Raw genomic sequence first — 11,862 nt, 5'->3', positions numbered from 1 at the left:
GCTCAGCCGCGCACGAGCTTGCCGATCGAACGCACTCGATCGAGCCAGTCGGTGCGCAGCTTGGAGACCGCGGCCAGCACGCTGGAGCGCGCGGGGTCGGCCTTCAGGTCTTCCTCGATCTGCCACGTCGCGTCGATCGCTTCGTTGAGCAGCGCCTTGCCGCGCTTGATCTCGTTGCGCAGCTCCTCGGTCAGGTTGCCCGAGTTGAACGCGCGACCGGCTTCGCCCTGGAAGACGAGCTCGGCCTGGTGCGCCTTCTCGACCGCGTCGCGCCAGGCCTGGTCGTCCACGAGCCGCAGCTGTTCGGCCTTGGTGCGCGGCATGATCACGCGCTTGGGGCGTTCGTACTCCGGCACCGCCGCGAACGGGTTGTCGTCACGCACCGCCTGCTCCTTCTCGGCCGCCTCGGCCTTGGCGACCTGCGCCGGGGTCGCTGCGGGGAGATTGCCGTCACTGCTCCGACCGCCGCAGGACACGGCGAACATCGACAGAGCGACCAGGGACAGGGCGGGGAGCGGAAGGGTCGCGGTACGGAGCATGTCGAGTGGGCGCAGGCGGGGCGTCGGCCGTGGGGCGGCGCCGGTCGGGCCGCGGATCGAGCGGAACAGGATGGAGGTCGAGCGCGCTCGGCGAAACCCCTCGCGAGGCAGAAAGCGGCGAGCGGGACGGCGCGAGCGGAGTTGCGGCCACGAGCGCCGCGGACGTCCCGGTCATCGGCCCCAGAAGCGGTCGAACCCGCGGTCGAGTCGCGGGTTCGAGTGCGCGCCCCCCTCTGTGGCCACGCGAGCGGGGTTCCGGGCCCCCGAAGGCCCTCAGACGTCGCGAGTCTCGCCGGCGCCGACGGGCAGGCTCTTGGCCTGGACGGAGCGCTCGGCGCGCTCGAGCAGCCTCTCGAGACGTTGGGCCACCACGTCCGTGGGCAGCGTCAGCGACCCCGGACGGTCCATCCGCGCCACGTGCAGACCGACGACGCGACCGCGCGAGTCGATCGCCAGCGACAGACACTCGCTGGGCAGGAGGTTCGCGTCGTTCTGCACGACCGACGGGAAGCCGTCGCGCCGCGCACTGACGTCGACGCTGTCGGCGGCGTGCGGCACCTGGAAGGGATTCTGGTAGTCGTCGAGCCGACGGCCGCGCACGCGGACCACGCGATCGAACGACTCCTCTCCGCGCCGGATCGTGAAGTCGACCTCCTGGCCCGGCACCGTGCGGCGCAGTTGGCTGATGACCGACTCCGAGTTGCGCATCGGCTGGCCGTCGATGGCCAGGACCACGTCACCCGCTTGGATGCCCGCCGAGATCGCGGCTCCGTCGTCGAGCACGCGGCCGATCAGAGCCCGGTCGGGAACGGTTCGATCGAGCTCGACGCCGAGGAACCCGTTGTTCTCCGTGGCGAGGTCGCGCGGTCCGACCGACACCGCGCCGAGACCGATGCAGTCACCACCCGGACCGACGGCGGCGATCCACTGCCCCACGCGCCAGTCCACCGGTTCGGCCGAGAAGGCGACCGGTTCGAGTCCGGCGTCGTCCGTGGACAGGAGCGCCAGGTCCGTGCCGAGGTCGCTCGCGAGGATCGTGGCTTCGCGGCGCGTTCCGTCGGGTGCGAGGACGTAGAAGCCGTCGCTGCCCAGTTCGGACAGCTTGGCGAGCAGGAGCCCTTCCTCGCCGACGACCACGGCGTGCGACAGGCGCGCATCACCGACCTCGGCCTCGGCGACGACGCGCAGCACCGAACTGGCGAAGGGTCGGCACAGGACGTCGAAGCTGCGCTCGAGCTGCTGCCGACCGCCTTCGACGAGGACGGGGTCGGGTCCCGCGGCGACGGAGTGTCCGACGAGCGGTTGAGCGAGTGCGAGCGTTCCGGCGAGGACGGCGCAGGCCAGCGTCGCGCGGCGGCCGACGCGGTTCGTGAAGGTGTTCGTCATCACTCGTCCTCCCCTGCTTCCCTGCGAGCCTTCTCCACGTCGATCTCGAGCCGCTCGCCGTCGCGCTCGATCGTGAGCGTCGCGGTCTCACCCACGCGCAGGTCGCGTTCGCGCGCGCGGAAGCTCGAGGGCGAACTCACCGAGCGGCCGTCGACCGCGATGATCAGGTCGCCGACCTGGACGCCGGCTTCGTCGGCGCGGTAGCCCTCGAAGACGTACTGGACCTCGACGCCGCCGTCGGCCGTGCGGACCGCGAGTCCGAGCGCTCCACTCTCGCGATTGCTGCGGCTGCGGGCCGCGTTCCAGTTCTCCGAGGCCGCCAGGCGCTCCCAGTCGTCGAGGAAGCTCTTGACCGGGACGTGGAAGTTGCGGTCCACGCGTTGTTCGATGTAGCTGTTGATGCCGACCACGTTGCCGTCGAGGTCGAACAGCGCGCCGCCCGAGTCGCCGGGCATCATGGCGCAGTCGGTCTGCAGCCAGTAGCGGCGCGCGCGGTCGGTGAAGGTGCCGACGCGGACGACGGCGGGGCGATCGGCGACGATGCCTCCAGCGTGTCCGGTCATGACGCACAGCTCGTTCTCGACCAGTGCGTCCGAGTCCCCGATGTTGGCGTAGGGCCACGGACCGTCGCCGTCGATCTTCACGAGCGCGCAGTCGCCGCGTTCGTTGCGTCCCAGGCCGACGCCGTCGACCACGCGGCCGTCCGGCAGGTAGACCTTGATGCGCGTGCCGGGGCGCGAGAAGTTGTGCGCCACCGTCAAGATGTAGCCGTCCTCGCTGACGATCACGCCGCTGCCGTCGCCCTCGGTCCTGTTCTCGCGGATCTTCAGTCCGACCGTCGCCGCGAGCGCTCGATCCGCCGCTGCCACCACACGCTCTTCGAGTTGCACCAGGATCGCGGGCGCGAGGACGTCGTTCGATCGCGGCTGCGGCGGCGCCCAGGACGCGACGAGCGCGAGTCCCAGTGAGAGAGGCAGTCGCCCGACGCGTGCGGCGGTCCACAGCGTCGGCGTCGATCGGTCGAGGACTCGTGTCATGCGTGGTGGTGCGAAGGGGTGACGAGCTCTTGGATGGTGGCGCCGGAGAGGCCCCGACCGAAGGTCCATGCTACGCAGGCTCTGGAATCCTGTGAGATCGACCGGCCGAGGGCTCCGAGTCGAATCGGAACGCCTCCCGGAATGAGTCGCGCGGACGACGGGGTCGGATGCAGCACGCGAAACGGGGGAACCCCGAGGTTGCGCAGGTGCGAGCCTGCACTCCACAAGTCGCGCAGTTCCCGGCGTTTACCAAGCAGTTCCCGCTGCGGCGTCGCGCGCGGCGCCGAAGACGGTGGGAATGGACCCACCGACGCCTCCCCCACGGTCGGAACGAGGGGCTAGGCTTGGGACGGAGCAATGGCTTTCGCTCTGGGTCGCCCGGGGGTTCGCCCCCGGAGGCCCTCTACCACCCGTCGGGCCCCCCCAACCGCCTGCGCGATCACCACGCGCGGCCAGCGTTCGAGTCGCACCCCGACTCGATCGACCCGGACCGACGGAGCGTTTCCGAACCGCCGCGTGCGATCGCGGCCAACGGTCGTGAACAGCCGTTCGCGATCGGTCGTTCAGGACCGGCGCCGACGGTGACCGTCACCGAAGCGGGATCGACGGTGGACCGGATCGGTCGCTCGGCGTTCGATCACGAGCGCGGCGCGCGGGATACGCCGCTGTCCGCCGCGAGCCAGCGGGTCTCGGCCACGTGTCGAGATCGACCGCAGCTCGACCGGCGAGTTCGATGGGTCGCCGCACTCGCTGCGCCCGCCCGCGTTGGAGCGCGGCGCCGCGTCAGATGCGCCGCACCAACCGCGCCGCGAAACCCCCGTCCACCGGAACTTCGTTGCCGGCGGGCAGGGACAGGTGCTGTTCCTCGAGTTCGAAGTCGTCGCGGTCGCGCACGAGTCCGTTCACGATCGCGGTGTTCTCGCCCGGCTCGAGGCTGCAGGTCGACCACACCAGGCGGCCACCGGGTGCCACGCGCTCGGCGCCTTCACGGGCGAGACGCTGTTGAAGTTCACCGAGACTGGCGCGCGACGCGGGTCCGAACCGCCAGCGCGCCTCGGGACGCGCCGCGAAGACGCCCGAGTTCGAACAGGGCGCGTCCACGAGCACGGCGTCGAACAGGCCGTCCTCGAGTTCGGCCGTTCCGTCGCTCACGACGCAGCGCACGCGCTCGGCCACGCCCAGTCGCGCAGCCGTTTCCTCCACGCGCGCCAGTCGCCGCGCGTCGACGTCGACCGCAGTGACCTCGGCGCCCGCGCGCGCGAGGAGCGCGGTCTTGCCACCGGGCGCCGCGCACAGGTCGAGGACGCGTTCGCCCGGTCGCGCACCGACGAGCTCCGCAGCGCGCGTCGCCGCAGCGCCTTGGATCGTCAGCTCGCCGCGCGCGAAGGCGTCGAGCGCGACCACGTGTTCGGTCGCTTCGGTCGGGAGAACGAGGTTCCGACCCTCGCGCGCGAGTGGCGCGAGTTCGTGTTCGACGAGGGCGGCCTCGAGGGCTGCGACGGCCCCGTCTACATCGTCCGCGAGCACGTGTACGGACAGCGGCGGCTCGTCGAGCGCGAACCGCGCGAGTTCGAGCGCGCGCTCCCACCCGTGCCGCTCGCTCCACCCCTTCAGGATCGGCGCCGGCATGGATAGCGCGTCCTCCGCCCACAGGAGCGGGTGCAGGTCCTGGCTGCGGAAGACGGGAACGTCGAAGTACCAGTTTGCGCCGACGATCTGCCGGTGCGGGTCGTCCGTCGTGCCCTCGATGCGCGCGCGGATCAGGTTGCGCAGGGTGCCGTTGACGATGCGGCCCTTCGAGAGACCGAGCGTGTCGTTCGCCGCGTCCACCGTCGTGTTGACGGCGGCGTGGTCGGGCACGCGATCGAGGAACAACAGCTGCGCGATGCCGATGTGCAGCAGCGTCGCGAGCTCGGGCTTGGGCTTGCCGCGCACGAACGTCTGCACCAGCGCGAGCAGCGTCCCGCGTCGGCGCAGACAGGTGGCGACGATGCGCCGCGCGAGCGCCCGGTCGCGCCCTTCGATGCCGCGGCGGTCCGCTTCGCGCTCGAGGTCGCGCAGCGGCGTGGGGGACGTGCTGCGCAGAAGGTCGTAGGCGAGTTGACGGGGCATCAGTGAGCGGGAGTGGGGGCGCCGTTCGGGCCGGTGTCGGTCGGTGCGCCGAGCCGCACCCCGTCCTCGAGGCGGGCGCCGCGCTGGAAATCGGCGACGGGAAGGCGCTTCTTGCCCGCGGCCTGGAGCTCGAGCACCCGCAGCGCACCGGCGCCGGTCGCCACGTCGAAACCCTCCGAACGGGTGCGCACGGTACCGGGTGCCGCGCCCGTCGTCGCGACTGTCGTGCTCGTCCCGTCGGGATCGACGGTCGCGCGCCAGACGACCAGGCGCTCGCCGTTCGGCAGGGTCGTCGCCGCGCCGGGCCAGGGGTCCATCGCGCGCACGAGGCGTTCGATCTCGACGGCGGGCCGGGTCCAGTCGATGTGGCCGGACTCCTTGGTGAGCTTGCGGCAGTGGGTCACGCGCTCCGTGTCCTGGGGCGTGAACTCGACCGCCCCGGCCTCGACCAGATCGAGCGCGCGACGGGCCGCTTCGCCACCGAGCGCCGCCAACCGCGCGAACAGCGTCCCACCGGTGTCGGCCGGGTCGATCGGCGTCTCGATCGACAGGAGCAGGTCGCCGGCGTCGAGCTTCTTGACCACGCGCTGGATCGACACGCCCGTCACCGTGTCACCCGCCGCGATCGCGGCCTGCACCGGCGACGCGCCACGCCAACGCGGCAACAGCGAACCGTGCACGTTCAGGCAGAAGCGTCGCGGCAGGTCGAGGAACGCCTGGTCGAGCAGTTCGCCGTAGCTCGCCACCAGCAGCACGTCGAGGTCGAGCGCGCGCAGCTCGTCCTTCAGCCCCTGGTCCTTCGCCGACTCGGGCCGGCGCACGTCGATCCCGTGTGCGCTGGCGAGTTCGACCACGGGCGACGGCACGTCCTTGCGTCCGCGCCCCGCACGACGCGCGGGCGCGGTGACGACGATCGCGGGCGGGCGGCCCCCTTCGATCAACGCGGCGAGCACGTCGGTCGCGAAGGGTGGCGACCCACAGAAGCCGTAGCGCAGGCGCGGTTCGGTCACGGGAGGGTGGTCGAGGCGGGAGACAGTGGGGCGGAACCCCGTCGGAAACGGAGACGGCGGCCCGTGGTCGGACCGCCGTCGGGGTGGGCGCGCGGTTGGCGCCGGCTGGGACGTCGGTGCGGCGCTGCCCGGCGACACCCCGTAGAGCCACCGCGGGCCCCCGCCCTCCCATCAGGGGAAGAGACTGCCGCGCGCGCCGTTCGGTGTCGGATTCCGTTCCGACAACCGGCTGGCGGCGCGCGACGGGCCGCGTGGCGCCGTGGCGCTCAGTCGACGAAGGCGTCGACCTCGGCCTTGAGCTGGGCGTAGCTCTGGCTGCCGACCAGCTGCTTCACGACTTCGCCGCCCTTGATGACGAGGAAGGTCGGGATGGCGGTGATGCCGTAGCGCGCGGGAACCTCGGGGTTGTCGGAGGTGTTGATCTTCACCACCTTCAGCTTGGCGCCGAACTCTTCGGCCAGGCGGTCGACGGCGGGGGACATCGCGCGGCAGGGGGCGCACCATTCGGCCCAGAAGTCGACGAAGACGGGTTCCGTGCTCTGGAGGACGGTGCCCTCCCACTGGGCGTCGGTGACGTCGGCGGCAGTGCTCATGACAAGTGGTGGGTCGGTCGTGGTCGTGGATTCGGCGCGTGGATCGCCGGAGGAGCGCCCCCCGGCCGAGCCTTTCGCGCCGCAGATGGTAGCGCCCGGGCGGAACGAATCCTCCCGGGCAGCGGCGGACCTACGCGAGGAGCGCCGCGGCGGGACCGGTGGAGCCCGGTGAGCGGCGTTCGACGCGGGGCGTCACCGTGATCGGCGCGAGCTTCGAGCGGCGAAGCCCGCGCCCTGGCCGCTCAGGCCTCGCCCGCCGGCCCCTCCTCCTGGAGGTACTCCTTCGGGCGGTAGACGAGCCCGACCGGGATGAACAGGAGCGCGGCGCCCAGCATCACCCAGGTGAAGAACCAGAAGTAGCTCGCGCCCTCGAGCTTGGTCTGGCCGCCGACGAAGGCGGTGACGTCGGCGTCCTCGCCCTCGGCGCGGGTCGATTCGTCGTCGAGGCCGAGGTCGAGCTTGCGCTGGTCGAGCCAGCTCAGCTTCTCGTCCGTCGACGCTTCGCTCGTCGCATCGGACGGCTCGTCGATCTCGACGATGTGACCGAGGTCGAACTTGGTGTCGCGCACGCGGTCGGGCCCGGTGCTCAGGACGCGGAACTGCAGACGGTTCTGGAGCGTGTAGGTCAGTTGCTCTCCCCAGGGATCGAGCAGACCGTCGATCAAGACCTGACCGTCCGTCGTCAGCGGCAAGCGGCCCTTCGCGCGCCAGTCCTCGAGGATGCGCTCGACGGCCGCACGGGACTGTTCGAGTCCGGCGGTCGCCACGACGTCGCGCTTGACCGCGCTGCCGTCGGCATTCGGAACGAACGTGACGCTGATGTCGTCCGCGTTGTCGAACGTGCCGTCGTGACCAGCGGCGGTCACCGTGAATCCGATCGGTAGGGACGCGAAACGCAGGCTGTCGGGCACGTCGAGCTCGTCCGAGCCGGGAACCGCCAGCGTCCCGGCGTCGCGCTTCGTACCGAGGTTGTCGAGCAGCCACTCGTTGGCCTGGGAGGCGACCGCGCTGATCTCGGCGGTGCCGCTCGGCACTTGGACGTAGCTGTTGACCTGGCCCGTGAAGATGTTGCCCAGGGAGACGGACCACAGGAAGAACGCCATGATGACGGACTTCATCTTGCGCGGCGCCTGCGTGTAGCTGAACTCGAGTGCGGTGATCGACACCATCACCTCGGAACCGGTCAACAGGATGTAGGCGAGCAACTGCCAACCGATCGAAGGCGACTCGCCGGCATCGACGCGGCCTTGGACCCAGGCGACCAGCGCGAAAGCCGTCACCATCACGAACAGACCGCCGCCGATCTTGCGGATCGGCGTCATCTTGAAGACGCGGTTGATCGCCGGGTAGATGAGGTAGGAGAAGACCGGGATGAGCGCGAGCACCAGGATCGGGTTCGCCGCCTGGATCTGCGACGGGAGCAACTCCATCCCGAGGAAGTTGCGATCGAGGTCACGCGCTTGGAGCACCCACGAGCTGCCCGTCTGGTCGAACAGCGCCCAGAAGACCGCGACGAAGACGTAGATCACGAACAGCGAAGCGACCGTCTTGAGTCCGTTCGGGCTGAACAACTCCTTCGCGAAGCCCGCACCGTCGGCCGGGATGTGCACGAAGACCTTGCGCCCCATCCAGAACATCAAGGTGGCGAGCGCCATCAGGACGCCGGGGACACCGAACGCCCAGTGCGGTCCGTACCACTCGAGCAACCACGGCGTCAGCAAGGTCGAGATGAACGACCCGAAGTTGATCGAGAAGTAGAACCAGAAGAAGACGGTCGTCAGCAGGTGGGCGTTCGATTTGCCGAACTGGTCGCCGACGTGCGCCGAGACACACGGCTTGATGCCACCCGACCCCAACGCGATCAGTCCGAGGCCTCCCAGCATCCAGTAGGTCGCGGGGCCAGCGATGCCCATCAACGCGAGCGCGCCGTGGCCCATGCAGTACACGAGCGAGAGCGTGATGATCGTGCGGTACTTGCCGAACAGGATGTCCGCGAGCAGCGCACCGAGGAACGGCGTGAAGTAGACCGCCGCGGTGAAGTAGTGGAAGTTCGCCTCGGCCTGGGCCTCGGGCATCGGCTCCAGCGCCTGCGACCCCATCAGGTGCAGGTAGCTCACCATGAAGACGGTCAGCACGGCCTTCATGCCGTAGAAGCTGAACCGCTCGGCGGCCTCGTTCCCGATGATGTACGGAATGCCCTTGGGCAGTTTCGTGGACGGAACGGGCGCGGTCAGGTGCTGGGCCATGAGCCGAATGGGCTGGGGACGTCAGGCCGAGCGGGACCTGGTGGGGGGAGAGAGCGAGCCGGCCACCACCGAGGGATCACCGGACCGGATCACCGGATGAGTCCACCGAGCACGATCCCCCGCGCGAGCGTCGAGGATCGGCAGCGCCGAGTCGGTGGTGGGCGATGAGGGATTCGAACCCCCGACTTCTTCCGTGTAAAGGAAGCACTCTAACCAGCTGAGTTAATCGCCCCGGGTGGGGGGGGCCGAGCCTAGCGAGCCGAGCGGGGCTTGTCATGGCCGTCGGCTCGGGACCGCTCGCTCCCGTGCGACGCGTCCGCTTCCTCGAGCGCCCCGCTCGTCCTCAGGCGCAGCGCGTTCCCGATCACCGAGACCGAACTCAGACTCATGGCGGCGGCGGCCAGCATCGGACTCAGGAGCGAACCCGTCAGTGGGTACAGGACGCCGGCGGCGATCGGCACCCCGAGGGCGTTGTAGCCGAAGGCGAAGACCAGGTTCTGGCGGATGTTGCGGACCGTCGCGCGGCTCAGCGCTCGGGCGCGGACGATTCCGTGCAGATCGCCCCGCACGAGTGTCAGCGCCGCGCTCTCCATCGCCACGTCGGTGCCCGTTCCCATCGCGATGCCGACCTCGGCCGCGGCGAGAGCGGGCGCGTCGTTGATGCCGTCACCGGCCATGGCGACCTTGTGCCCGTCGGCCTGCAGGCGTTCGACCTCGCGCAGCTTGTCGTCGGGTCGCGCGTCGGCCACGACCTCGTCGATGCGAAGGCGCTTGGCCACGGCGTCGGCGGTGCGTCGCGCGTCGCCCGTCAGCATCACGATCCGCAGTCCGTCCGCGTGCAGGTCGGCGATCGCAGCAGCGGCTTCGGTGCGGATCGGATCGGCCACGGCGAGCGTTCCCGCCGCGCGTCCGTCGATCGCGACGAACACCACCGTCTCGCCGTCGCCGCGTCGGCGTTCGGCGCCCGCGACGAGAGCCGATACGTCGACACCGCGCGCGTCCATGAGCGCTTCGTTCCCGAGCGCGACGTCGCGCCCCGACACGCTGCCGACTACGCCTTGGCCGGTGACCGAGTCGAAGTCCGTCGCGGCTTCGAAGGCGACGCCGCGTTCCTGCGCGCCCTGCACGATCGCGTGGGCGAGCGGGTGTTCGCTCTCGCCCTCGAGTCCCGCGGCCGCGGCGAGAGCGGCATCCTCGTCGAAGCCCGCGGCGGGTTCGACGGCCACCAACCGCGGCGCGCCCTCGGTCAGCGTCCCGGTCTTGTCCACGACCAGAACGTCCACCTGGCGCAGTGTCTCGATCGCTTCGGCGTCCTTGAACAATAGCCCCATGCGCGCCGCGCGACCGGTCGCCACCATGATCGACATCGGCGTCGCGAGGCCGAGCGCGCACGGACAGGCGATGATGAGCACGCTGACCGCGGCGACGAGCGCGTACGCGAGGCGCGGCTCGGGCCCGAACGTGGCCCAGACGGCGAACGCGATCACCGCCGCCGCGACGACGGCCGGCACGAACACGGCCGACACGCGATCGACGAGGCCCTGGACCGGCGCCCGGCTGCGTTGGGCTGCCGCGACCATCTGGACGATGCGCGAGAGAAGCGTGTCGGCGCCGACACTCGCGGCCTTCACCGTCAACGCGCCCGTGCCGTTGACCGTGCCGGCCGACACCTCGTCGCCCTCGCCCTTGTCGATCGGGATCGGCTCGCCGGTCAGCATCGACTCGTCGACCGAACTGCGGCCGCGGACCACGTGACCGTCGACCGGCAGCTTCTCGCCCGGTCGCACGCGCAACAGGTCGCCGACGCGCACCTGATCGAGCGGGACCTCCTCGACCTCGCCGTCGGGCCCTTCGCGGCGCGCGGTCGACGGAGCCAGTCCGATCAGCTCGCGCACCGCGGCTCCGGTGCGACTGCGCGCTCGCAGCTCGAGCACCTGGCCGACGAGCACGAGCACGATGATCACGGCCGCCGCCTCGAAGTACAGGCCGACCTGTCCCTGCGCGTCGCGGAAGCCCTTGGGGAACAGGCCGGGCGCAGCGACGGCCACGACGCTGTGCGCGAATGCCACACCGACGCCAATCGCGATCAGCGTGAACATGTTCGGCTTCATGCGTCGGATCGACGCGACGCCGCGCACCAGGAGCGGCCAGCCCGAGTAGGCCACGACGGGCAGCGCGAGCACGAGTTCGATCCAGCCGCGCGCCGCGCCCAGACCCTCGTGGATCGGCGCGCCCGGCAGGACCATGTCGCCCATCGCGACGACGACCAGCGCGAGCGCCAACGGTCCACCGATCCACAGCCGGCGTGTGAAGTCGCGCAGCTCGGAGTCGTCCTCCTCCGCGCTCGGCAGATCGGGCTCGAGCGCCATGCCGCAGTCGGGGCAGGTCCCGGGGCCGATCTGGCGCACCTCGGGGTGCATCGGACAGGTGTAGACCGTGTCCTTCGGCAGATCCTCGGGCGGCGGCGGAGCCGGTCGATCGCCGTGGCAGCACGACGACTCTCCGTCCGCCGCGGCAGCGAGGTACTTCGCGGGTTCGGCCGCGAAGAGGTCGCGGCAGCCCTCGCAGCAGAAGTGGAAGGTCCGGCCGTCGTGCTCGGCGCTCGCGCGCGCGGTCGCGGGGTCCACGGTCATGCCGCAGACGGGGTCGATCACGGTCGTTGTGTTGGTAGACATGGCTCAGTGGCTTGCGCGGGCGTGGCGCCCTGGGACTCGGACAACTTCATCGATCCAACTCTCCTCGAAGGCCTCACTCTCCGAAGGCAGCACGCGCGGGGCCCGAGACTCGAGGTGGGCCCTCGTTGGACCGCGCCCCGACAGCGCATGCGCGCTCTTCGATCTCGCGAGTCGATGGTGCGCATCCACGTGGTACGTGCTTGGCCCGAACAACCGATTCGCTCTACGCACCTCCCCAGCGCGCGGCGCGGTCGGTCGACGAGC

8 protein-coding genes and 1 tRNA gene are annotated in these 11,862 nt (G+C 70.6%); all 9 read right to left on the bottom strand.

The genetic code is table 11. The annotated features are described in order from the left end of the window. Positions 1-2: 2 nt before the first annotated feature. Complete coding sequence (locus tag Pla163_RS00165) at positions 3-539, bottom strand: hypothetical protein (protein ID WP_145181737.1); 537 nt, start codon at positions 537-539, stop codon at positions 3-5. A 273-nt stretch (positions 540-812) separates the two neighbouring features. Further along, on the bottom strand, positions 813-1,925 hold the full coding sequence (locus Pla163_RS00160) for a PDZ domain-containing protein (protein ID WP_145181734.1): 1,113 nt from the start codon (positions 1,923-1,925) through the stop codon (positions 813-815). Beyond that, positions 1,925-2,962 carry a S1C family serine protease gene (locus Pla163_RS00155; protein WP_419186146.1) on the bottom strand — a complete coding sequence of 346 codons (1,038 nt, stop codon included), beginning with the start codon at positions 2,960-2,962 and terminating at the stop codon, positions 1,925-1,927. Before Pla163_RS00155 ends, Pla163_RS00160 begins: the two co-directional genes overlap by 1 nt. 783 nt (positions 2,963-3,745) lie before the next feature. Then, a complete protein-coding gene (locus tag Pla163_RS00150) occupies positions 3,746-5,074 on the bottom strand; it encodes an RsmB/NOP family class I SAM-dependent RNA methyltransferase (RefSeq protein ID WP_145181728.1) in 1,329 nt (442 codons plus the stop codon). Further along, positions 5,074-6,084: a methionyl-tRNA formyltransferase gene (gene fmt / locus Pla163_RS00145; protein WP_145181725.1), complete on the bottom strand. Its 1,011-nt coding sequence runs from the start codon at positions 6,082-6,084 to the stop codon at positions 5,074-5,076. The genes Pla163_RS00150 and fmt overlap by 1 nt, the downstream gene beginning before the upstream one ends. A 266-nt stretch (positions 6,085-6,350) precedes the next feature. Beyond that, positions 6,351-6,677 (bottom strand): thioredoxin, encoded by a 327-nt coding sequence (gene trxA / locus Pla163_RS00140; protein ID WP_145181722.1) that lies wholly within the window; start codon positions 6,675-6,677, stop codon positions 6,351-6,353. A 242-nt stretch (positions 6,678-6,919) separates the two neighbouring features. Beyond that, positions 6,920-8,923: a POT family MFS transporter gene (locus Pla163_RS00135; protein WP_145181719.1), complete on the bottom strand. Its 2,004-nt coding sequence runs from the start codon at positions 8,921-8,923 to the stop codon at positions 6,920-6,922. Between the two features lie 155 nt (positions 8,924-9,078). Continuing rightward, a tRNA-Val gene (locus Pla163_RS00130) sits at positions 9,079-9,155 on the bottom strand. A 19-nt stretch (positions 9,156-9,174) separates the two neighbouring features. Then, on the bottom strand, positions 9,175-11,598 hold the full coding sequence (locus tag Pla163_RS00125) for a heavy metal translocating P-type ATPase (protein WP_145181716.1): 2,424 nt from the start codon (positions 11,596-11,598) through the stop codon (positions 9,175-9,177). Between the last annotated feature and the right edge of the window lie 264 nt (positions 11,599-11,862).

The sequence above is a fragment of the Rohdeia mirabilis genome (assembly GCA_007750655.1).
In the GTDB taxonomy this organism is placed as follows: Bacteria; Planctomycetota; UBA1135; order UBA1135.
The sequence above is the reverse complement of the archived record's forward strand: the minus strand, read 5'-3'. Positions and strand labels throughout refer to the sequence as shown.